Below are 22,304 nucleotides of genomic sequence, written 5' to 3'. Positions count from 1 at the left end.
GGGCTTGCTCGCGATGGCATCACTGCGGCTGGCCTGACTAACCGCGCTGCCTGCATCGCGAGCAAGCCCGCTCCCACAATCAGACCAGTGCGCCTGTGGTTCGCCACCGGCTGTTATATAGTCGCCCTTTATCTGCCCAGTTAACGAGAACACCATGCTTAACAAAGGATTGTTCCTGGCCTGCACGCTGGCGCTGCTGAGCGCTTGTGATTCTTCCAGCGTCGACAAACCCGCCGCGCCACACGTTGCCGCCACCCAGCCGGCCAGGCCGGTGCAGGACGTCAAGGTGCTGGCCGAACGTTATGCCGGGCGCGAGTTGAGTGTGGTGGATGTCTCAGAGGTGCAGCTGGACGGGGCCAGCACCTTGTCCGTGAGCTTCTCGGTGCCGCTGGACCCGCAGCAGAATTTCGCCGACAAGCTGCACCTGGTAGACGCCAAAACCGGTAAGGTCGATGGCGCCTGGGAGCTGTCGGACAACCTGATGGAGCTGCGCCTGCGTCACCTTGAGCCGCAGCGCAAACTGATCCTCACCGTTGACCCCGGCCTGCGTGCCGTCAACGACGCCAAACTGGCCGCCGAGTACGTCAGCCGCCTCGAAACCCGTGATCTGCAACCTACGGTCGGTTTCGCCAGCCGCGGCAATCTGCTGCCCACGCGTCTGGCCGAAGGTTTGCCGGTCATCGCGCTGAACGTCGACAAGGTCGATGTCGAGTTCTTCCGGGTCAAGCCCGAGTCGCTGCCGGCATTCCTCAGCCAGTGGGGCCGCAACAGCAGCCTGCAGAGCTACGAAGCCAAAGACCTGTTGAACATGGCCGATCTGGTATATGCCGGGCGCTTTGACCTGAATCCGGCGCGCAATACCCGGGAAACCCTGATCCTGCCTACGGCCGGCATCAAGCCTTTGCAGCAGCCGGGTGTATACCTGGCGGTGATGACCGCGTCGGGCAGCTACAACTATTCCACTCCTGCTACCTTGTTCACCCTCAGCGATATCGGCCTTTCCGTGCACCGTTACCAGAAGCGCCTGGATGTGTTCACCCAGGCCCTGGAAGGCGGCAGTGCCCTGGCCGGGGTCGAGCTGGAACTGCTCGACGGCAAGGGGCGCATGCTGGGCCAGGGCAAGACCGGCAAGGACGGTCACGCCGAACTGGCCTTGCCGCCCAAGGCCGAAGTGCTGGTAGCACGCCAGGGCGATCAAACCAGCCTGTTGCGCTTGAACACGGCGGCGCTGGATCTGGCTGAATTCGATATCGGCGGCCCGCAGGCGCATCCGTTGCAGTTCTTTGTATTTGGCCCGCGTGATCTGTATCGCCCCGGCGAAACCGTGCTGCTCAATGCCCTGCTGCGTGACCGCGATGGCAAGCCGGTCAAGCCGCAGCCTGTAAGTGTTGAAGTGCGTCGCCCGGACGAGCAGGTCAGCCGCAAGTTTGTCTGGTCACCGGACGCTTCGGGCCTGTATCAATACCCGCTGCAACTGGCCGCCGAAGCGCCGACCGGGCGCTGGCAACTGGTGTTCGATTTTGGTGACGGCAAGCCGCAGGTGTATGAGTTTCTGGTCGAAGACTTTTTACCGGAGCGCATGGCCCTGGAGCTTAAAGGCAGCGACACGCCGCTAAGCCCCGAGCAAACCGCCGAGGTACAGGTCACCGGGCGTTACCTGTACGGCGCTCCGGCAGCCGGTAACCGCCTGAGCGGTCAGGTCTATGTGCGGCCATTGCGCGAGGCGGTCAACGCGTTGCCGGGCTATGAGTTCGGTTCGGTGACAGAGCCGGAGCTGACTCAGGATCTGGAGCTGGATGAAAGCGTGCTCAACGCCGAAGGCCAGGAAACCCTGCGCATCGACAGCCAGTGGAGCGATGCCAGGTCACCGCTGCAACTGATTGTGCAAGCCAGTTTGCAGGAGTCCGGCGGGCGCCCGATTACCCGGCGCCTGGTGCAGCCGGTATGGCCGGCAGAACGTCTGCCGGGGCTGCGCGGCCTGTTTGACGGCACTGAAACCGATGGCGACGGCCCGGCTGAGTTCGAGCTGCTGGTTGCTGACAGCCAGGGCAACAAGCTGGCGGCCGACAACCTCAAGGTGCGCCTGGTGCGTGAACGTCGCGATTACTACTGGAACTACTCGGACAACGACGGCTGGAGCTATCACTACAACGAGAAGTTTTTGAACCTCAACGAAGAAACCCTCAGCCTCAAGGCGGGCACAACCGCCAAGGTCAGCTTCCCGGTGGAGTGGGGCCCTTACCGTGTTGAAGTCGAAGACCCGCAAACCGGCTTGATCAGCAGCCTGCGCTTCTGGGCCGGTTATCGTGCCCAGGACAACGCCGAAGGCGGTGCCGTGCGTCCTGACCAGGTCAAGCTGGCGCTGGACAAGGCCGCCTATACCGATGGCGATACGGCCAAGGTCACCGTCACGCCCCCTGCGGCTGGCAAGGGCTACTTGCTGGTAGAAGGCAGCGATGGCCCGTTGTGGTGGCAGGAGATCGAAGTGCCTGCCGAGGGCAAGGCCTTCGATATCAAGCTCGACCCAAGCTGGGCACGCCATGACTTGTATGTCAGCGCGCTGGTGATCCGCCCCGGTGAGCGCAAGACCAATATCACGCCCAAGCGCGCAGTCGGGGTGTTGCACCTGCCGATTGACCGCAGCCAGCGCAAGTTGGCACTTACGCTCGATGCCCCAGAGAAAATGCGCCCCAAGCAACCGCTGACGGTAAAGCTTTCGGCTAAAAACGCTGATGGCAGTATCCCCAAACAGGCCCATGTGTTGCTGGCTGCCGTGGATGTCGGGGTGCTCAATATCACGGGCTACCCGACTCCCGACCCGTTCACCAGCCTGTTCGGGCGCAAGGCTTACGGCGCCGACCAACTGGACATCTACGGGCAACTGATCGAAGCCGGGCAGGGTCGTCTGGCCAGCCTGGCGTTCGGTGGTGATGCGGCGCTGGCCAAGGGCGGCAAGCGGCCGGCCACCAGCGTGACCATCGTGGCACTGCAAAGCGCGCCGGTGACGCTCAACGAGCAGGGCGAAGGCGAGGTCAGTGTGGATATCCCCGACTTCAACGGCGAGTTGCGCTTGATGGCACAAGCCTGGACCGACGATCGCTACGGCATGGCCGAAGGCAAGACCGTGGTCGCTGCGCCGCTGGTGGCCGAGCTGGCCGCGCCGCGCTTTCTGGCCGGTGGCGACGAGACCAGGCTGGCGCTGGACCTGTCCAACCTCACTGACAAAGCGCAAACGCTGCGCGTGCAACTCGATACCGACGGGCAGTTGAGCCTGCTGGCGGATACGAACCAAAGCGTGACCCTGAGCCCCGGCCAGCGCAGCACCTTGCACATACCGGTCAAGGCGCTGGGGGGTTATGGCAGCGGTCAGGTCAAGGTGACGGTCAGCGGCCTGGAGCTGCCAGGCGAGACCCTGGCACCCTTTACTCGCGAGTGGACGCTGGGCGTGCGCCCGGCGTACCCGGCCTTGCTCAAGCACTACCGTACGGTGCTCAACGAGCAGCCGTGGAGCTTGCCGGACGCCGAGCTGCAAGCCTTTGAACCTGCCGGGCGCGAAGCCCTGCTGAGCCTGTCGAGCCGTCCGCCGCTCAACCTTGGCGAGCAGATTCGTGCGCTCAAGGCTTACCCGTATGGCTGCTCCGAGCAAACCACCAGCGGCCTGTACCCGGCGCTGTATGCCGATGCTGCACTGTTGCAGCGGTTGGGCCTTGAAGGTGAGCCGGACACCGAACGCAAACGCAAGATCGAGCTGGGCATCGAACGCCTGCTGGGCATGCAGCGCTACAACGGCAGCTTTGGCCTGTGGGGCGCGGACGGTCAGGAGGAGTACTGGCTCACGGCTTATATCACCGACTTCCTGTTGCGCGCCCGCGAACAGGGCTACGCGGTCCCGCCCGAGGCCTTGAAAAAGGCCAGTGAACGGTTGCTGCGTTATGTGCAGGAACGCAACCTGATCGAGGCCGACTACAGCGACAACCTCGACCACACCCGCTTTGCCGTACAGGCTTATGCGGCGCTGGTGCTGGCGCGTAGTCAACAGGCGCCGCTGGGCGCGTTGCGCAGCATTTTTGAGCGGCGCAGCGATGCCCGCTCCGGCTTGCCGCTGGTGCAGTTGTCGATTGCCCTGCAAAAGATGGGCGATCAGCCGCGCGCCGACCAGGCACTGGTGGCGGGGCTGGCTGCGACGCGCAAGGCTGATCAGTGGCTGGGCGACTACGGCAGCCCGCTGCGTGATCAGGCGTTGATTCTGGCCTTGCTGGAAGAGAACAACCTGATGAGCGGCCAGCGTGAACAGCGCCTGTTCGACCTGTCCGATCAACTGGCGGCAAGCCCGTGGCTGTCGACTCAGGAGCGCAATTCGCTGTTCCTCGCCGGTCGTGATGTGCTGGGCAAGCCTGAGGCTGACTGGTCAGCGCAGCTCAGCAGTGGCGGCCAGACCCGCGAGCTGAATAACGCCAGCTCGGGTCTCAAGCTCGACGGGCCGTTGCTGGCCTCGCCCGTGACCTTGCGCAACGAGGGCAGCGTACCGGTTTATCAACAGCTGACGATTTCCGGATACCCACAGCAGGCCCCGGTAGCGGGTGGTGAAAACATGAGCATTCGCCGTGATTATTTGGGCATGAACGGTGAGCCGCTGGACCTCAAGGCACTGAAAAGCGGTGATTTGGTGCTGGTGCATCTGGCCGTGACGGCCAAGCAGCAGGTACCGGATGCGCTGGTGGTCGACTTGCTGCCTGCGGGCCTGGAACTGGAAAACCAGAACCTGGGCCAGAGCGCGGCGAGCCTTGAGAACGCCAGTAGCCAGGTCAAGCAATGGCGTGAGTCGATGCAGAATGCCAGCGTGCAGCATCAGGAATATCGGGATGACCGTTATGTGGCGGCGCTGAAACTGGATGGCTATGGCACCACGCACCTGTTGTACCTGGCCCGGGCCGTGACCCCGGGCAGCTACCGCGTGCCGCCGCCGCAAGTGGAGTCGATGTACCGGCCCAACTGGCAGGCGGTGGGGGATACGGTGGGGGAGATGGTGATCAAGGGGCGTTAGGCGTGTGGCTGCTGCAGGGTTTAACAGGTATGCCGGGTGCATATCCGGCATACCTGTTAAACGGGATATTGGTTTCGCCCTTACGGCGAGTCACTTTTTCCAGACGCCGAGGCGGCCGAATATTTCCTCTGTGGGAGCCGGGCTTGCCCGCGATGCAGGCACCTCGTTCTATCTGGATGACCGAGGTGCTGCCATCGCGGGCAAGCCCGGCTCCCACAAGGGCGAAACCAGATTCCAGATAAACGCAGATGCCGGATATGTACTCGGATCAGCTGTTTTCCCGTAGTCGCAGAGGAGCGTAGTACGGCCTTCGCTGCGCTCAGGTTCCCTCGTTCCGGTCCCGCTCCGTGGGCACGCCGCCACGGGCCATCCTTGGCCCATCGCGGCTCTCCCGGCATCCATGCCGGGAGGCCCACTGCGCAGAACCTCCACTCGGCCTCCCGATGGGGCGGGTAGATCAAAAGCCGTCGAGGCGGCCAACCGGTCGGGCTGTTTGAATGCAGGATTGGCGACCGACATTTTTCCTCTGTGGGAGCCGGGCTTGCCCGCGATGCAGGCACCCCGTTCTATCTGGATGACCGAGGTGCTGCCATCGCGGGCAAGCCCGCTCCCACAAGGGATGGGGGGCTGTTTTCAAAATTTTGCTTTTGCTGTAGCCACGCGATTGTCCAGGCGACGCGAATGCCCCTCGCCGTAAGGGCGAAACCGATATTTCAGTTAAATGCGAATGCCGGATATGCACCCGGTGTACCGCTAAACCGCAAAAGCGGCTACAGGTTTGGCGCATCGCTCTCACAGGAATATGAGGTCAACTGATAATCCAGCTCAAAATCCATAACCCCAGCACCAGCCAGATCACACCGCCGATAATCGAGGTGCGAATAAAGGCGCGAACGGCGTTGTACAAAAACAGCAGGCCGATGATCAGCACTGCAATGCTGATGATTGAGGTGTCCATGCCCAGCGCCCGGGCCATGCCGTCGACAAAATTGCTGCCCGCCTCGGTGATGGCGCCGAACAGGCCGTTCAGGGTTTCCACGATAAAACGCACCAGCGTGCCCAGCCACAGGCCAAGATTTCCGATAAAACTTTCGACGTGCATGGTCATGTTCCGATGAGTAAGGTGGCCACTGTGCCAGATATACACATTAGGCATCTATCCATCGTGCAAGTTGCGTAGCGAGTGAGTTTGAGTGGGGCCAGGGATCAAAAAACTACTGGGTTGGACGGCCGGCGGCTTGCTCACGCTGTGTACCTTGCTGTGGCTGGCTGACAGGATCTGGCCGCTGCCGTTGCCCAAGGATGACCAGGCCCGCGTTGTCCTGGCCGAAGACGGCACGCCATTGTGGCGCTTTGCCGATGCCAACGGCGTATGGCGCTACCCGGTGCAGGTCAGTGAGGTGTCGCCGCTGTATCTGGATGCCTTGCTGACCTACGAGGACCGCTGGTTCTTTCAACACCCCGGGGTCAACCCGCTGGCGCTGGGTCGTGCGGCCTGGCAGAACCTTACCGGCGGGCGGGTGTTGTCAGGCGGCAGCACGTTGTCGATGCAGGTTGCACGTCTGCTCGACCCGCATGAGCGGACGTTGCCCGGCAAGTTGCGTCAGCTTTGGCGCACCGCTCAGCTGGAATGGCATCTAAGCAAGCCGCAGATTCTTGAGCTGTACCTCAATCGCGCGCCATTTGGCGGTACCCTGCAGGGGGTTGCTGCGGCCAGTTGGGCGTATCTGGGCAAGTCGGCGCAGCAACTCACCCGTTCCGAGGCCGCCCTGCTCGCCGTGTTGCCGCAAGCACCGAGCCGCTTGCGCCCCGACCGTCACCCGCAACGCGCACAAGAGGCCCGGGACAAGGTGCTGCGTCGCCTGGCCGAGTATCGGGTGTGGCCACAGCCAGCAGTGGACGAGGCTCTGGAGGAGCCGCTGTTGCTGGCTCCGCGCCTTGAACCGAGCCTGGCACCGTTGCTGGCTCGACGCCTCAACCGGCCCGGCAGCCCGCCGCTAATCCGCACCACAATCGATGTCGGCTTGCAGCGCCGCCTCGAAGACTTGCTGCTGGGCTGGCGCGCCCGCCTGCCCGATCACACGTCGGCGGCCATCGTGGTGGTCGAGACCGAAAACATGGCCGTGCGCGCCTACCTGGGCTCGGTGGATATTAACGATGCGCGTCGCTTTGGCCATGTGGACATGATCACGGCCATGCGCTCGCCGGGCTCGACCCTCAAGCCGTTCTTGTACGGCATGGCGATGGATGCGGGGCTGATTCACTCGGAATCGCTGTTGCAGGATGTGCCCCGGCGTTACGGCGACTATCGCCCCGGCAACTTTTCCCAGGGGTTCAGCGGGCCGGTGTCGGCCAGCGCCGCCCTGGTCACTTCGCTCAACCTGCCGGCGGTGCAGTTGCTGGAAGCCTATGGGCCTAAACGCTTCGCCGCCGATATGCGCAACGCTGGCGTGCCCTTGAGCCTGCCGGCACTGGCCGAACCCAATCTGGCCTTGATTCTGGGCGGCGCAGGCAGCCGTCTGGAAGATCTGGTCAGCGGTTACAGTGCCCTGGCGCGAGAAGGGCGCAGCGCCAATCTGCGCCTGCAACCCGATGACGCGTTGCGCGAGCGGCGCATGTTGTCGCCGGGGGCGGCGTGGGTGATTCGGCGCATCCTCAGCGGGCAGGCGCGCCCGGACCGCGACCCGACTGCCGAGTTGGTGCAGCGCCCGCAACTGGCCTGGAAAACCGGCACCAGCTATGGCTTTCGTGATGCGCTGGCGATTGGCGTGGGGCCGCGTTACTTGATCGGTGTATGGATCGGCCGCCCGGATGGCACCCCGGTGCCCGGGCAGTTTGGCCTGGCGTCGGCGGCCCCCTTGATGCTGCAAGTCCACGATGTGCTGAGCAACCGTGACAGCCAACGCGGTATTGTCGCGCCGGTGCAGGCAGTGCCGGGCAGCGTCGGCGTGGCTGCGATTTGCTGGCCGCTGGGCCAGCCGATGAACAAGGATGACCCCAATTGCCGTCGGCAGCGTTTTGCCTGGACCCTGGATCACACCACGCCGCCGACCTTGCTGGCGGCGGATCAACCGTTGGGTGTGGGCCTGCGTGAAACGATCCGGGTCAACCCGCAAGGTTTGCGCGTTGGCCCGCCATGCGCCGACGGTCAACAACGCGAAGTGGCATTGTGGCCAGCCCCCCTTGAACCCTGGCTGCCTCGGGTCGAGCGGCGTGAGGCGCGGATGCCCGCCGCGTCCACGCAATGTCCGCCGCCGCCTTTGAATACGCTAACCCCGCTGTCGATTGTCGGCGTGCGTGACGGTGACCGCCTGCGCCGTCCTGCTGCCAGCCAGGCAGTGCTGCACCTGGCGCTATCGGCCCTGGGCGGTGACGGTCGGCGCTGGTGGTTTATCAATGGCGCACCGATAGGTGATAGCGCGCAACCAGAGATATTCAATACCACTCTGGAACAACCCGGGCGTTATGAGCTGAGTGTGCTTGACGACAGCGGGCAAACCGCCCGGGTCGAGTTCAGTGTGGTGGAATAACCCCCCTCTAAGCATGTTTTTACGCACTTACTATCAACTTAAAACCTGTCTATTAGGCTTATACCTAAAGTAGGGTTGGCGGGGGCGGTGTTTTTTTGGGTCAATAAGGGCATTGATATATATAGTTTTTTTGTCGGCACTTAACGCCAAAGTATTAATTCTCAAGAGGGAATGCAGGCCTTGTATATAAGGGGTTAATACCAAGTTGTGAATTGTTTGATCAGGCCCGCGGCGTTGTTATGTACCCAACGGACGAACGTATCCCGGACACAGAGCAGGGAACTTCGAACTCAGGCGTAACAGGTGCAAGGGACTTAATCATGAACACTCAACTTTTTCTGAAAACCAGTACCGCTCTCCTCTTGGTCATGACTGTCAGCCTGGCTGGCTGCAGCGGCGGCGGTGGTGGCCACAAGAGTTATGTAGCCAGCAGTGGTAGCGGGACTGACGCGGGTACAGGCGGCGGTACTGACGGCGGCACAGGCGGTGGAACCGGTGGCGGCACTGACGGCGGTACAGGTGGTGGAACCGGTGGCGGGACTGACGGCGGTACAGGCGGTGGAACCGGTGGCGGTACAGGCGGTGGTACAGGCGGTGGAACCGGTGGCGGCACAGGCGGTGGTACAGGCGGCGGAACCGGTGGCGGAACCGGTGGCGGTACTGGCGGCGGTACAGGTGGTGGAACCGGCGGCGGTACGGGTGCAGGTACTACGCCTCTGGTCACAGGCCAGGTTGTCGGTCAGGTCGGCAGCGCCCTTGGCGGCGTGGGCACCACGGTCAGCGGGGTTGGCAGCACCCTGAGCACCGTGCCTGTAGTGGGCACCGTGGCTGGCGGCCTGGTGACCAACACCGGCAATGCCGTGACCTCGGTCACTGACGGCATTAGTGGTGGCCTGGGGTCGCTGGGCACCGACAAGAACTCCCTCGGCCTGACTGTTGGTGGTGTAACCAACGCGGTCAGTGATGTAGGCAAAGGCGTTTCGTCAGTGGGTACGGGGTTGACGACCGTGCTGGACAACACCCCGATCAGCCAGATCCCGCTCGTGGGTGGCGTAGTTGGCAAGGTGACAGACACCACCGGCGGTTTGGTCAACAAAGTGGGCACCACCGTGACCATGCTCGGCAACACCCTGACCACCGATGTGAGCAGTGGCAAGTTGGGCGCATTGACCGGCGGAGTGAATGACAAAGTGCTGGTGCCGGTGATTTCGCTGGTTGAAAACGTGACCGGCAAAGTGGGCACCACCACAGGTCTGGGGGCGCCGGTGGACGGTTTGCTGAACAAGGTGGGTGGCACCGTAAGCGGCCTGGGCGGCAAGGTCACGGCTACCGGTGGCGACAACCCGGTGACCTCTCTGGTCGGTGGCGTGCTGACCGGTGTGGGCGGTGCGGTTGACAAGGCTGGCGGCTACGTCAATCCGGCAGCAGGCTCCACGGGTAGTGGTACGGGTACCGGGACGGGCCTGGGTGGTCTGCTGGGTGGCCTGGGTGTGGGCGCAAGCGCCGGGGCAGGTGCAGGTGCAGGTGCCGGCGTTGGTACAGGCGGTGTGAGCGCCGGCGCGGGTGCCGGTGTAGGCGCCGGGGTTGGCGGTCTGCTGGGCGGTCTGGGTGTGGGGGCAAGCGCTGGCGGAAGCGTCGGGGCAGGTGCTGGCACTACTGGAGCCGGTGCAGGTGCAGGTGCAGGTGCAGGTGCAGGTGCCGGTGCAGCCGGGGGTGTTGGTGGTGTCGTCGGTGGTGTAGTGGGTGGTCTTGGCGGCTTGCTGGGTGTCAAAGTGGATTCAGGCAACAACACTGCGGGTACCACAGTGGGCGCAGCGGGCGGCGCAGCAGCAGGTGCGGGTACCGGTGGCCTGGGCGGGGTGCTTGGGGGCGTGGTAGGCGGGCTGGGTAACCTGGGCAAGAAATAACTGAAGAATATTGCACCTGGCCGGTTCGACGGCCTTACCTACAGCGCCTACGCTTGGTTGGGACGAGAGATTCAGATGAGTCTCTCGTCTTTTTTCATGTGCAGGTTGTAGGACTGATGCTCGGGTCGCTTCGCAAAGCATTCTAAAAATGAAGCCCCTCGTTATGCCGCCGTAGTTGAACATGGAGTGTCCTATGCGTAATTGCGTTCCCTTTCTATTGCTGGCGTTGGCCCCCTATGCCGGTGCCGAATCGCTTCCGCGCTTTCTAAATAGCAACGACAGCATGCAAACCCTGCCCACGCCCAACCTGCCGGTGGATGCCTACCGCCCTGCAGCGCCTGCGCTGGAGCTGCCCAAGCCGGCAGCTGCGCAAGCCCGGCCATTGGAAATGGGCACCCGCTTGACCATTCGCAAGTTGCAGATCGAAGGTGGCACGATTTATCCGCTGCCTGAGCTGGGGGCGGTCTACAAACCGCTGCTGGGCCATGAAATCACCCTGGCCGAACTGATCGAGGCCACGCGCCAGATCACCAAGCGTTACCAGGATGATGGCTATTTATTGTCCTATGCGTTCTTGCCGCAGCAGAACTTCGACCAGGGCCTGGTGCGTGTGGTGCTGGTCGAAGGCTATATCAGCGAGTACAAGGTTGACGGCGATATCGGGCGGGTAAAGGGGTTTGTCGATGAGCTGGTCGACAAGCTCAAGGGCGAACGCCCGCTCACCCGTAAAACCTTCAACCGCTACAGCACGCTGCTCAGCCGCATTCCCGGGGTGACCCTGGAGGCGCAAGTGCCGCCGCCGGGCACCACCGATGGCGCATCGACGTTGCATATCAGTGCCAGCCGCAAACCCTTCACCACCAGCATGAGCCTGGTCGAAGGCAACCGCAGCAGCACCCAGGCGCTGTTTTCGGCCAGCAGCAACTCGCAAACGGCGATGGCCGAACAATTGACCCTGAGCGGGTTGTTTCCGCCGGGCAATGACAAGGAACACTACTACCGCCTCGATTACAGCCAGTACCTGAATGCCGAGGGCACGCAGTTGAGCCTGTATGGCTCCAGCTATCGCAGCGACCCGAGCACCAACATTGCCACCACCGATGGCTTTGAACTCAAGCCGCACCGCGAGAACGACCGCTTCTCCATCGGCGTCAGCCATCCACTGATTGCCGCGCCGGATCAATGGCTCAGTGTCGCCGGCCGCCTGTATGGGGTGAACGACAAGACAGACTACGAAATCGTCGGCTACGGGCAGACCATCAGCGAAAAAACCAACACCCGGGCCGTGGCACTGGAAGGGGACTGGCGCAAGTCCGATGCCAAGCAGTTGCGCATTGTCAGTGCGGGTTTGTACCAGGGCATCAATGGCTTGGGCGCCAAGAGCGAGACCAACCTGACCAGCACCCAGTACGACCTGGACTTCTTCCGTTTGCGCCTGTCGGGCGTGCAGAGTGACGGCTACTTCGACAACTGGCAGGGCGTGGTTTCGGGCGCACTGTACTGGAGCGACGACACCCTGCCTGACAGTGAGCGGGCGGTATTCGGCGGGCAGAACTTCGGCCGTGGCTATCCGGACGACCAGGCCTCGGGGGACAAGGGCTGGGGCGTGGCTTACGAACTTAACTACAGTTTCAACCGCGACGGCGAGTGGGTGAAGTTGCTCCAGCCTTATGCCGTGGTGGACAAGGCCAGGGCCTGGTACAACGAACTGCCGCTCAAAGGCTCGGATATGTCCTCGGCCGCATTGGGGCTGCGTTTTGGGGATAAACGCTATTACAACATTGCCCTGGAAGTTGCCAAGCCGATGTCGGATATCGCCCTGGACAGTTTTAATCGTCGGCCGCGCTATACGTTGAGTTTTAGTTATCAGTTATAAGCGCTTTATATAAACAAACCCCGCTGGCGCTAATAAGGGCCGCGGGGTTTTTTATCGGGTTTCAAGGGTTGGCCAGTTGTACCGGAGCGGGTTTGGGAAAGAGGTTTTCGAGGGTGTCGAGCAGGCGCACGTGGTAGATGGGTTTGCGAAACAGGTCCAGTACCTGCAACCGCAGCAGGTCGCTGACATCGCTCATATCGGCGTGCCCAGAGATGACAATCACCGGTAAATGCTGGCGCGATGTGTGCTCGCGCAGGCGCTTGATCAGCGCGATACCGCTTTCCTCCGGCATGCGCAGGTCCGTGATGACCAGCGCAATGTCCGGATGCTGGGTTAACTGTTGAAGGGCGAGTTTGACTGATGTTGCGGTAAAGCAACAAAAGCCCTCGCCCTCCAGTAGCTCAGCCAATTCCAGCAGTGCGTCCTCTTCGTCATCCACCAGGAGAAGCTGTTGGCGTATAGATGAGAGGGGCATGTTAATTACTCACGTTAACAGGGGGGTTATTATTTGGGTGGCGCCAGTCCTGTGGTAATAGTGGTGAAGATGGTTTTAACCGATGACTGCACAGTTGGGGAAAGCCCCGCAATAACGACCGCCACCATGGCGGCAATAATTGCGTATTCAATACCAGAAGCACCTTCTGTCCGTTTTGCAAATAACTTGGCCTGACGTGCCACAAGCACCTGTGCAGGGACATACACTTTCAGAACAGTATTTAACATCATCTGACTTCTCCTTAGTGCACCGGGTCGGGCACTGCGTAACATTGGCGCAGGGTGATATCCATCTGCAATCACAGCATTGGCAATAATGCACTTAACTTCAACTGTATCATTGGACTAATCACAAAGTATTAATCCGAATGAGTGTTCAAAAAATGTGTGGCAAATCAAACTATTTACAATTAATCAGAGATTTTTAGTGGCGCTAATGGCATTTTGCTTTACCTGAGCTATTTTTAAATAGCGAATTGGTTGCAAGGGCATTAAAAGTTGATAGCTGCCTGATTGTGAATGGGTTTTTTAGTCTGCACTGTGCAGTGAATAGGGAGTTCGTGCATGAACAATCGACGCAGTTTGATACTGGCCGCCCTCTTGTTTGTCGGGGCGATCGCCGCCGGTTACTGGGGGCTGGTATTGAGTCGACAACAATCAGTTGCCGAGGTCCCGGTCACCCAGGCGGTGGAGCAGGGCGTAGCGGCAGCCGAAGACAAAACCCGCCAGTCGGTGGTAGTGCTGGTGCGCGATGTCCCTCCGAATGTGGCCTTGACGGCCGACGATGTGACCCTGGAAAAACTCCGTACCGCCCCGGCCGGCAGCCTGACCGCCATCGATCAGGCGGTGGGCCGTACCCCGTGGCGCAGCCTCAGTGCGGGCACCTGGCTTGAAGAACAGAGCTTTGCAATGGGCGGGCCGCTGGCCCGCATGATTCGCCCCGACGAGCGCGCACTGGCGGTGATGATCGACGAAGTGTCCGGTGTGGGCGGCCAGTTATCGCCGGGGGATTACGTCGACGTTCTGCTGTTTTTGCGTCAGGACGTGGATAACCCGCAGCAGTCCGCCCAGGTGGTGCTGCCCGCGGTGCGTGTGCTGAGTGTGGGGGCCGAGCTGGGCTTGACCAGCGACGGCAAGCTGGCCAGCCAGCCAAAAAACGCCGAGGAAGCACTCAAGCTTGAACAAAACCGAGCCAATTCCCGCACCGCGGTTCTGGCGATTCCTGAGCTGCTTCTCAATCAACTGATGCTCGCGACACAGGCCGGTACGCTGCGTTTGGCCGTACGCAGTGCCGATGAACAGCGTCTAAGCAAATATTGGGCAGGGGAGCAGCAATCACCGACTAACCTTGAGAATGCCAAACGCAGTCTTTACCAATTCAATCAGTTAGCCATGGCCAGTCCAGCCCGGGCACCTGTGCGCAGTCCTGCAGGTGCTCCTCGTGAGCGCGGTATCGAAGTCATTCGCGGCAATCAAACGGCTCAGCAGTCGGCCCAATAAAAAATCCTTATCTGCAAGGACATCGAACATGAGCCATCGCTCCGCTCCGCTCTACAAACGTGCTGTCTGGACGCTGCTGCTGAGCAGTTTGCCCCTGGAAATGGCCTTGGCTGCCTCCGACAATTGCGCGGCGTTCAACACCTTGCCAACGGTGCTGGAAGTGGCCCAGGGGGCCCAGAAAGCAATGGGGTTTCCGGTCAGCATTTCCCGTGTCGCAGTGGGCGACCCGAACATTGCCGATATCCGCACCAATGGCCAGAACGCCTTCCTGCTCACCGGCATCGCGCCGGGCACCACCAGCCTGATGGTCTGGAGCGCCTGTTCCAAAGAGCCGCACCAGACCATGCTGTTCGTCAAGGGCAGGGCCGCTGCCAGCTACACCAGTGCCACGGTGCCGCCTTCCGAAGACACGACGTTGCCCGTGCAAGTGCAGACCGATATCCGTTTTGTCGAAGTCAGCCGCACCAAACTGCAAGAAGCCAGTACTTCGATCTTCGGCATGGGCAGCAACTTCCTGTTCGGCTCGCCGGGCTCGTTCCTCAGTACCGCTGAAGGGGTGATCACGGGTGGCCCGCTGGCCAACGCCAAGTACTTCAATATCGGTTTTGGTGGCGGCAAGGTCAGGGCCATGATCAACGCCCTGGAAGGCAGCGGTTTTGCCTACACCCTGGCACGTCCCAGCCTGGTGGCCATGAGCGGGCAGAGCGCGACCTTCCTGGCGGGTGGCGAGGTGCCGATCCCGGTACCCAGCAGCGGCAGCGACAACGTGTCCATCGAATACAAGGAATTCGGTATCCGCCTCACGCTGACTCCGACCGTGGTGGGCCGCGATCGCATCATGCTCAAGGTGGCGCCCGAGGTCAGCGAGCTGGATTACACCAACGCAGTGAACATCGCCGGCACCCTGGTACCGGGCCTGACGGTTCGCCGTACGGATACCAGCATTTCCCTGGCCGATGGCGAAAGCTTCGTGATCAGTGGCCTGATCAGTTCGCGCAACAGCTCCCAGGTCAACAAATTCCCGGGGCTGGGCGACATTCCGATTCTTGGCGCTTTTTTTCGCGACTCCAATATCAGCCGTGAAGAGAAAGAACTGCTGATGATTGTCACTCCGCATCTGGTTCAGCCACTGGCTGCCAATGCGGCACTGCCGACGATGCCCGGGGAGCAATTGCGCACTTACGACCCCAACTGGTATCGCCTGTATTTCCTGGAGAACGGCAAATTCAATAGCCGCAGCGGGTTATCTCAATGAGCCAAAGCCTAAGCCAGACATTTCTCGCGCTCACGCGCAACAACACCGATCTTGAGTGGCTGCAGGGAGCATTAGCGCCGTTGGGTCAAGTGGTGGGTGCAGGCACAAGTAGCCTGGATGAACTGCTGGCCCTGGTTGATGTGACGTTTGCCGGCCTGATATTTGTGGGCCTGGATCGGGACAAGGTGGTCAACCAGTGCGCACTGATCGAAGGCGCGCTGGAAGCCAAGCCCATGCTGGCCATCGTCGCCCTGGGCGACGGTATGGACAACCAGCTGGTGCTCAATGCCATGCGCGCCGGGGCGAGGGATTTTGTCGCCTACGGTTCGCGTTCCAGTGAGGTGGCCGGGCTGGTGCGCCGGCTGAGCAAGCGCTTGCCGCCGGTGGCGCCAAACGCCGAGCTGGGCGGGCTGAGCGTGTTGCTCAGTGCGCAATGCAATGCCGATGGAGCGCTACTGGCCAGCCATCTGGGACTGGTGGTGCAGAAAACGGAACAAAAAACCCTGTTTCTGGACCTGGGCGTGCCGCGTGGCGATGGCCTGGCGGTGCTGGGCCTGGAAAGCTCGTTCTTTTTCGGCGATGCCCTGCGCCATTTGCGGCGCCTGGACAGCACGCTGATTGACAGCGCCTTCACCGCCGCGCCGGACGGCCTGCGTGTGCTGGCCCACGGTGAGGGCGATGAGCCGCTGGAGCAGACCAGTGCGGCCGAGTTGTACATGTTACTCAGCGCCCTGCGTCAGCATTTCCGGCACATTGTGGTCAACCTCACCGGGCAGCCCGACAGCGAAGCACTGCGCACCTTTGCCACCCATTGCGACAGTCTGCTGTGGTACACCGACCAAAGTGTGCTCGATTGCCGGCGCAACCTCGATGTGCTCAGCCGCTGGCGGGCCAAGGGCATGAAGTTCGAGCACACGGGGCTGTTGATCGATCGCTATATGAGCGGCGTTGCGCCCAACGCCGATGCCCTGGGCAAAAGCTTTGGCCTGCCAGTCATGGCGACACTGCCGCCCAGCCCTGAGTTGCGCATCAATGCCAAGAACCAGGCCGCCACCCTGTTTGACCTGGCCCCGCGCGAAGCCCTGAGCCAGGCCCTGAAAAAACTCGGTGAGCGGCTGGTCTTGCGTTCGCAAGTGCCTGAGCAGGCGACGTCCAAATCCGGCACCTGGTTGAACCTGAACCGTCTGTGGGGGACCAAATGAGCAATGAACAGCTATTTGGCTCAGGCCTGTACAAGGACGGTCGTGCGGACCATGACGGCCTCAAGCTGGTGCTGCACCGCTATATCATCGATGCCATTGAAGAGACCGGGAAAAACCTGCTGGAAGGCTCCCGTGTGTCTTTGGCCCAGTTTGTTACCGAGCGGGTAGCCGAGTATGTGTCGCGTCTGCACCTGGCCATTTCCCGTTATGAAATGGAGCGGCTGGCCGAAGAGATCGTCGACGAACTGACCGGTTTCGGCCCCCTCGAAGTGCTGCTGCGCGACCCGGGCGTGACCGAGATTCTGGTCAACGGCCCGCACCGGGTGTTTGTCGAGCGCGAGGGGCGGCTTAGCCAGAGCGACTTGCGGTTTATCGATGATCATCACGTTGAACGGGTGATGCAGCGCATTCTGGCACCGCTGGGGCGGCGTCTGGATGAGTCCTCGCCGATGGTCGATGCGCGCCTGCCCGATGGCAGCCGGGTCAACGCAATCATTCCGCCCATTGCCCTGGATGGCCCGTGCCTGTCGATCCGTAAGTTTCGCAAGGACATGCTCAAAAGCAGTGACCTGGTGGCCATGCAGACCATTGACCAGGCGATCTATGAATTCTTTCAGGAGTCGGTGGGCAAGCGCTGCAATATCTTGATCAGCGGCGGTACCGGTACCGGTAAAACCACGTTGCTCAATATTCTCAGCCAGTTGATCAACCCCCACGAACGCCTGGTCACCATCGAAGACGTAGCCGAATTGCAGCTGGGCCATCCCCATGTGGTGCGCCTTGAAACCCGCCCGCCCAATGCCGAAGGGCATGGTGAAGTGAAGTCCAGCGACCTGATTCGCAACGCCCTGCGGATGCGCCCGGACCGCATCATCCTCGGTGAGATCCGTGGTGTGGAAGTGCTCGACGTGTTGACCGCGATGAACACCGGTCACGATGGCTCCATGAGTACCGTTCACGCCAACACCGCACAGGACGCCCTGCTGCGACTGGAGACCCTGGTGGGGTTGACCGGGCGCACGGTGGCGGAGAAAACCCTGCGCCAGATGATCTGCGCCGCACTGGACGTGATTATCCAGCTGACGCGCATGCCCGATGGCCGCCGTTGCGTCAGTGAGGTGCTGGAAGTGGTGGGGGTGCGTGACGATGTGTATGTGACCAACACCCTGTTCCGCCTCGACAAGCGCAGCGGCTTTGGTTTTATGCGCGAAGCCTTGAACCCGGCAGGCGACAAGCTGCGCCGCGACCCCATTTTGAATTCCCACGGCTGAGGCACTGCTTATGATCCCGGCCTTGATGCTATTTACCTTCAGTTTTTTGATGTTCGCGCTTTCCATGAGCCTGGTGTATCGAGCCCTGACGGACCCGACCACCAGTCGCGTACTGGATCGTCTGGGCGAAGGCCAGCCGCAGTTGAATGTAAAACTGCAGGGTGTGGCATGGCTGGACCGGGCTTTCCTGCAGGCCGGTTTGGGGCGGCCTTCAGATCGTCTGGGTTTGTGGCTGTCGCTATGGGCGGCGGCAGTGGTGTTGGCTGGCCTGCTGGGCGGCTGGGTATTCTTTCTCGCGCTGGTGGTGTTGCCGCCGGCGTTGCTCAAACTGTATGTCAGCTGGCGCTACCACCGTCGGGTACGGCGCATGGTTGAGCAGTTGCCGTTGTTGCTCGATCACTGCGTGCGCAGCCTGAAAGCGGGGCGCACCTTGGCTGATGCCGTGCTGACCGCGATCGACGCATCCAGTGATCCGCTCAAGAGCAGTATTAGCCGGGTATCGCGCAACGTGCAGCTGGGGGTGAGCCTGCCGGACGCCGTCAACGATTTTGCCGAGCTGTATGAGCGTGACGAGTTCCGCATGTTTGCCCTGGGGCTGAAGGTTAACCACCGTTATGGCGGCAACGCGAGTGAGTTGCTGGAGAACCTCATCGTGCTGATTCGCGAACGCGACCAGGGCGCTCGCAAGCTCAAGGCCATGACCGGCGAGACCCGCATGACGGCCTTGGTGCTGGGCCTGCTGCCGGTGTTCGTGGTGGGCTTCTTTATGGTCACCAACCCCGACTACATGCTCAAGATGTGGCAGGACGGGAGCGGCCAGCGCATGCTCCTGACGGCCCTGACGATGCAAATCGTCGGCAGTGTGGCGCTGTGGCGCATGGTGAGGAGCGTATGACATGCCCTATCTGATTTGTGCGGTTTTGCTGCTGGCGGCCACGGCGCTGTTGATCAATAACGTGGTCCAGGGGCGCCTGAGCCAGCAGCGCGTGATCCAGCGCCTGGACGGTGACAGGAGCGGCCCGGGCAAGCTCAGCCTGTGGATGCGGGCGGTGGGCAACAGCAAGTTTGGCCAGCGCTCGGTGACGATGGACAGCGAGACCCTGACCCTGCTCAACCGCGTGGGCTGGCGCACCGCCAGTCAGCGTTCGCTGTTTGCGGCATTTCAGATTGGCACCCCGTTCGCGCTTGCCGGTCTGGGGTTCCTGGGGCATGAGCTGTTTTTTCCGCAGTCGGGCCATCTGTTGGTCGTGGTGTTGTTGTCTCTGGCTGCAGGATATCTGCTGCCCAAGCGAATGCTGGCCTATGCTGCAAAAAGGCGGCAGCAGGCCGTGGCGATCGAGGTTTCAACGTTTATCCCGCTGCTGCGCATTTTATTTGAGTCGGGCATGGCGGTTGAGCAGGCGTTGCGGGTGCTGAGCCAGGAGGGGCGGCAGTTGTTGCCAATCCTGACTGGCGAGTTGCGGGTGGTGTTGAGCCGCGTCGACTCGGGGCTGGAGCTGAACCAGGAGCTGAGCAAGGTTGCCAGCTTGCTGGATGTGGACGAGTTCAATGATACCTGCGTGATTCTGCAGCAACTGATCCAGCAGGGTGGTGGCGCGATGAAGTCATTGCAGGCCCTCAAGGAACTGCTCGACGACCGCCGCCTGACTCGCATGGAAGAATTTATTTCAAAAATGTCCGCCAAGATGTCGGTAGTGATGATGGTATTCCTGTTCCCGGCCTTGATGATCGTGTTGGCTGGACCGAGCTTTGTCGCTATCTCGCGGGCCTTTCTCTCTTGAACAGGGGTACGAGCATGAAAGCTGTCATCGTCATATGCGGGTTGCTGATGCTGGGCGGCTGTGCGACAGGAGGTCAGAGTAACCCGCCGTGGATGGCCTTGGGCGGCAGTTGCACCAAGTTGACGGGTGACCAGGAACTGTCACTCAACCTGGCCGATGACATGGCCAAGGAAGGCAAGCTGCACGCCAGCCTGGCCAACCTGCAAAACCTGCCGGAGAAATCTGCCCAGGTACAACTGCGCAAGGCGCGGATCTATCGCCAGTTGGGCCGCGATGAGGCCGGGCCGTTGTATCAGGGCCTGTTGGGCTCGTGCCTGGCCGCTGAAGGCGAGCATGGTCTGGGCCAGCTGGCATCGGGGCACGGCGATAACGCTCAGGCGATCACCCATCTGGAGCGTGCGGCACAAATGGCGCCGACCGATGCCAAGATCCGCAATGACCTGGGTGTGGTTTATCTCAATCAACGGCGGGTTGATGAGGCGCGGTTCGAGTTTTTGACCGCGCTGGAGCTCAAGCAGGACGAATCTCCGGCGGCATTGAATCTGGTGACCTTGCTGATTTATCAGGACCAGTGGAAGCAGGCCGCAGAACTGGTAACCCGCGCCGGGTTAACCCCCGAACAGGTGAGTGATGCCCAGTACCGGGCACAGGCTCTGAAGGCTCAAGCCAAGGTCGCCAGCAATCAGGTGGCTGTCGTCAAATAACGTGTTGGAGGTTTGCCATGACTTTATCGATTCGTGTGGGGGTGCTGCTGGCCCTGCTGCCGCTGGGAGCATTGGCCATTGAGCCTGGGCCTACGCCCAAGATCCAGCAGCAAACCCAGGACTGGCTGACACTGCAGGTCAATGGCAGTGCGCAGTCGCCGGTACGCCAGACGGCCACCCCGGCAGAGCGCGAGCTGAGCCTGCAGCGCTGGCTGGACAGCTACAAGCATGAAATCCCCGAGTATTACAAACAGGATGAGGGCGGCAAGGCCAAGAAAGACAATTGAGTGTGCTGCTATCGCGGGCAAACCTGTTTCTTGCAGGTTTTGCCAGCGATTGGAGCCAGCCGTCTGTCAGCCGTCAGTGTGCAGTCTGGCGGTTTGCGGCGGCATTTGGCGACAGTGCCAGGGCCAGTTGAGTGCGGTTGTTCATGTGGGTCAGGCGCAGCACTTGCGACACATAGAGCTTGACCGTGTTTTCGGTAATGCCCAGGTCACAGGCGATCTGGTAGTTGGTCTGCCCTTTGCTCACCAGCTTGGCCACATCGAGCTGGCGTGGTGACAGTTGTTTGAAAATTGTCGGAATCTGTTGCCAGGCACCCTCGGCTGATTCCTGGCTGTTGAGGGGGTGAGTAGAGGCCTGGGGAGGGCGGCGAGCGGACTCCATGTCCTGATACAGGTCATCGATGGATTCGGCCAGATACTGCAATTTCTGGTTCAGGTGGCCCAATTGGTCGCTCTTGTGCCGTTCGCGCAGGATGGCCTCCTGACGCTGGATGCCTTCGAGCAGTTCATTGAGGTCGACCGGTTTTTGATAGTAGTCGGCGATACCGATACGCAAGGCCTTGATCACGTCCTGCTTGTCGGCACGACCGGTCAGCAGGATGGTTTCAAAGGCGCGCTGTTTGCCGGCCAGTTTTTGCAGATGCTGGGTCAGTTCAATGCCGTTCATGTCGGGCATGTGCAGATCACACAGCACCAGGCTGATCTGCGTGTCGGCAACAAACGCATCAATGGCTTCACGGGTTGTATTGCAAGGCACGCAACGGTAGCCGCTGCTTTCGAGAAACTCGCACAGTTCTTCGACAATCAACGATTGATCGTCGACCACGAGCACTTTTATTAGGGGGTTGGACGTGTTCACGCGGTTCTCCTTCCTGGTAAACCAATCAGGGACATCTTGGTCCACTCGTTTTGCGACGTTGAGTTAAACGTAGACCTACTTTACGACTATGTACAAGGTATTAATCCCCCGTTTGGGTTAGCGCAGAAGCGCGACTGTCAGGGCAAAGCCCGCGAACAGGAAGGGTGCAAAGGGCAGCTTTATTGACAGTGGGGCGTCTTTGGAAAATGAGAGTGTCTTAACTCGTTGATTTATTGACGGCAGAATTTTTGACGCGAAAAACCAGCAGAGGCCACTACAGATGCCAGCACCGATAACGGTCCCCAGAATTGTCGGACGATCGGTTGCCAGCGCCAGGGCCATCAACAGCTTTACGTCGCCAGCGCCAAGCTTGTTCAGGGCATAGCCGGGCAGTGTCAGCAGCAGTGCGATCAGCAATGCCCAGCCACCTTCGGCTGCGCTTGCACCGAGCAAGGTGTGGCCGCTCCACAGCATGTACAGAAAAGCCAGCGCTGCGCCACCCACCGTCAGGAGGTTGGAAATATGGCGCTGGAGCAGGTCTTGAATGGAGCAGGCAACAAACCACAGCAACACAACCGCTAACTGGATCACGTAAA

Annotated in this window: 17 protein-coding genes; 12 read left to right on the top strand and 5 right to left on the bottom strand. The window is 61.0% G+C overall.

The genetic code is table 11. The features are described from left to right. Positions 1-154: 154 nt before the first annotated feature. The gene (locus BFC21_RS15540) at positions 155-5,044 is read left to right on the top strand and encodes an alpha-2-macroglobulin (RefSeq protein ID WP_120266330.1); all 4,890 of its coding nucleotides are present in this window, start codon (positions 155-157) and stop codon (positions 5,042-5,044) included. An 808-nt stretch (positions 5,045-5,852) separates the two neighbouring features. Here the strand turns inward: BFC21_RS15540 and BFC21_RS15535 are convergent. After that, positions 5,853-6,146 carry a hypothetical protein gene (locus BFC21_RS15535; RefSeq protein ID WP_088378284.1) on the bottom strand — a complete coding sequence of 98 codons (294 nt, stop codon included), beginning with the start codon at positions 6,144-6,146 and terminating at the stop codon, positions 5,853-5,855. Positions 6,147-6,237: 91 nt separating this feature from the next. Here BFC21_RS15535 and pbpC point away from each other — a divergent pair, with 91 nt between their 5' ends. From pbpC to BFC21_RS15515, 3 genes are all read left to right on the top strand, one after another. Next, entirely contained in the window at positions 6,238-8,574 is a 2,337-nt protein-coding gene (pbpC, locus tag BFC21_RS15530) for a peptidoglycan glycosyltransferase PbpC (RefSeq protein ID WP_371914918.1), read from the top strand. 320 nt (positions 8,575-8,894) lie between these two features. After that, positions 8,895-10,481, top strand: a complete 1,587-nt coding sequence (locus tag BFC21_RS15520; protein WP_162939355.1) for a collagen-like triple helix repeat-containing protein — start codon at positions 8,895-8,897, stop codon at positions 10,479-10,481. A 193-nt stretch (positions 10,482-10,674) separates the two neighbouring features. Continuing rightward, entirely contained in the window at positions 10,675-12,357 is a 1,683-nt protein-coding gene (locus tag BFC21_RS15515) for a ShlB/FhaC/HecB family hemolysin secretion/activation protein (protein WP_088378282.1), read from the top strand. Between the two features lie 61 nt (positions 12,358-12,418). Here the strand turns inward: BFC21_RS15515 and BFC21_RS15510 are convergent, their stop codons facing one another. Both BFC21_RS15510 and BFC21_RS15505 read right to left on the bottom strand, forming a co-directional pair. Then, the gene (locus BFC21_RS15510) at positions 12,419-12,832 is read right to left on the bottom strand and encodes a response regulator (protein WP_095005316.1); all 414 of its coding nucleotides are present in this window, start codon (positions 12,830-12,832) and stop codon (positions 12,419-12,421) included. A 29-nt stretch (positions 12,833-12,861) separates the two neighbouring features. Then, positions 12,862-13,083: a Flp family type IVb pilin gene (locus BFC21_RS15505; protein ID WP_120266328.1), complete on the bottom strand. Its 222-nt coding sequence runs from the start codon at positions 13,081-13,083 to the stop codon at positions 12,862-12,864. Positions 13,084-13,416: 333 nt separating this feature from the next. Between BFC21_RS15505 and cpaB the strand changes: the two genes are divergently transcribed. From cpaB to BFC21_RS15465, 8 genes are read left to right on the top strand one after another with little or no spacing between them, the layout of a single operon-like run. Continuing rightward, on the top strand, positions 13,417-14,352 hold the full coding sequence (cpaB, locus tag BFC21_RS15500; RefSeq protein ID WP_120266327.1) for a Flp pilus assembly protein CpaB: 936 nt from the start codon (positions 13,417-13,419) through the stop codon (positions 14,350-14,352). Between the two features lie 28 nt (positions 14,353-14,380). After that, on the top strand, positions 14,381-15,607 hold the full coding sequence (locus BFC21_RS15495) for a type II and III secretion system protein family protein (protein WP_095005319.1): 1,227 nt from the start codon (positions 14,381-14,383) through the stop codon (positions 15,605-15,607). Further along, the gene (locus BFC21_RS15490) at positions 15,604-16,809 is read left to right on the top strand and encodes a pilus assembly protein (RefSeq protein ID WP_095005320.1); all 1,206 of its coding nucleotides are present in this window, start codon (positions 15,604-15,606) and stop codon (positions 16,807-16,809) included. The genes BFC21_RS15495 and BFC21_RS15490 overlap by 4 nt, the downstream gene beginning before the upstream one ends. Next, on the top strand, positions 16,806-18,080 hold the full coding sequence (locus tag BFC21_RS15485; RefSeq protein WP_088378280.1) for a CpaF family protein: 1,275 nt from the start codon (positions 16,806-16,808) through the stop codon (positions 18,078-18,080). Before BFC21_RS15490 ends, BFC21_RS15485 begins: the two co-directional genes overlap by 4 nt. Before the next feature lie 10 nt (positions 18,081-18,090). Further along, positions 18,091-18,975: a type II secretion system F family protein gene (locus tag BFC21_RS15480; RefSeq protein WP_095005321.1), complete on the top strand. Its 885-nt coding sequence runs from the start codon at positions 18,091-18,093 to the stop codon at positions 18,973-18,975. A gap of 1 nt (position 18,976) precedes the next feature. Beyond that, a complete protein-coding gene (locus tag BFC21_RS15475) occupies positions 18,977-19,861 on the top strand; it encodes a type II secretion system F family protein (protein WP_120266326.1) in 885 nt (294 codons plus the stop codon). 14 nt (positions 19,862-19,875) lie between these two features. Next, on the top strand, positions 19,876-20,565 hold the full coding sequence (locus tag BFC21_RS15470) for a lipopolysaccharide assembly protein LapB (protein ID WP_088378279.1): 690 nt from the start codon (positions 19,876-19,878) through the stop codon (positions 20,563-20,565). Positions 20,566-20,582: 17 nt separating this feature from the next. Then, positions 20,583-20,852 carry a DUF3613 domain-containing protein gene (locus tag BFC21_RS15465; RefSeq protein ID WP_095005323.1) on the top strand — a complete coding sequence of 90 codons (270 nt, stop codon included), beginning with the start codon at positions 20,583-20,585 and terminating at the stop codon, positions 20,850-20,852. A 73-nt stretch (positions 20,853-20,925) separates the two neighbouring features. Here BFC21_RS15465 and BFC21_RS15460 read toward each other — a convergent pair whose 3' ends face one another. After that, the gene (locus BFC21_RS15460) at positions 20,926-21,708 is read right to left on the bottom strand and encodes a response regulator transcription factor (RefSeq protein WP_095005324.1); all 783 of its coding nucleotides are present in this window, start codon (positions 21,706-21,708) and stop codon (positions 20,926-20,928) included. 117 nt (positions 21,709-21,825) lie between these two features. Beyond that, complete coding sequence (locus BFC21_RS15455) at positions 21,826-22,299, bottom strand: prepilin peptidase (protein ID WP_095005325.1); 474 nt, start codon at positions 22,297-22,299, stop codon at positions 21,826-21,828. Between the last annotated feature and the right edge of the window lie 5 nt (positions 22,300-22,304).

The sequence above is a fragment of the Pseudomonas sp. TMW 2.1634 genome (genome assembly GCF_001703595.1).
Taxonomy (GTDB): Bacteria; Pseudomonadota; Gammaproteobacteria; order Pseudomonadales; family Pseudomonadaceae; genus Aquipseudomonas; species Aquipseudomonas fragi.
The sequence above is the reverse complement of the archived record's forward strand: the minus strand, read 5'-3'. Positions and strand labels throughout refer to the sequence as shown.

Excerpts from the sequence above, each read along its gene's own strand:
- BFC21_RS15515 (WP_088378282.1), top strand. The coding sequence starts at position 10,675 with ATGCGTAATTGCGTTCCCTTTCTATTGCTGGCGTTGGCCCCCTATGCC.
- BFC21_RS15495 (WP_095005319.1), top strand. The coding sequence starts at position 14,381 with ATGAGCCATCGCTCCGCTCCGCTCTACAAACGTGCTGTCTGGACGCTG.
- BFC21_RS15465 (WP_095005323.1), top strand. The coding sequence starts at position 20,583 with ATGACTTTATCGATTCGTGTGGGGGTGCTGCTGGCCCTGCTGCCGCTG.
- BFC21_RS15535 (WP_088378284.1), bottom strand. The coding sequence starts at position 6,146 with ATGCACGTCGAAAGTTTTATCGGAAATCTTGGCCTGTGGCTGGGCACG.
- BFC21_RS15470 (WP_088378279.1), top strand. The coding sequence starts at position 19,876 with ATGAAAGCTGTCATCGTCATATGCGGGTTGCTGATGCTGGGCGGCTGT.
- BFC21_RS15485 (WP_088378280.1), top strand. The coding sequence starts at position 16,806 with ATGAGCAATGAACAGCTATTTGGCTCAGGCCTGTACAAGGACGGTCGT.
- BFC21_RS15480 (WP_095005321.1), top strand. The coding sequence starts at position 18,091 with ATGATCCCGGCCTTGATGCTATTTACCTTCAGTTTTTTGATGTTCGCG.
- BFC21_RS15475 (WP_120266326.1), top strand. The coding sequence starts at position 18,977 with ATGCCCTATCTGATTTGTGCGGTTTTGCTGCTGGCGGCCACGGCGCTG.
- BFC21_RS15520 (WP_162939355.1), top strand. The coding sequence starts at position 8,895 with ATGAACACTCAACTTTTTCTGAAAACCAGTACCGCTCTCCTCTTGGTC.
- cpaB (WP_120266327.1), top strand. The coding sequence starts at position 13,417 with ATGAACAATCGACGCAGTTTGATACTGGCCGCCCTCTTGTTTGTCGGG.
- BFC21_RS15505 (WP_120266328.1), bottom strand. The coding sequence starts at position 13,083 with ATGATGTTAAATACTGTTCTGAAAGTGTATGTCCCTGCACAGGTGCTT.
- BFC21_RS15510 (WP_095005316.1), bottom strand. The coding sequence starts at position 12,832 with ATGCCCCTCTCATCTATACGCCAACAGCTTCTCCTGGTGGATGACGAA.
- BFC21_RS15490 (WP_095005320.1), top strand. The coding sequence starts at position 15,604 with ATGAGCCAAAGCCTAAGCCAGACATTTCTCGCGCTCACGCGCAACAAC.
- BFC21_RS15540 (WP_120266330.1), top strand. The coding sequence starts at position 155 with ATGCTTAACAAAGGATTGTTCCTGGCCTGCACGCTGGCGCTGCTGAGC.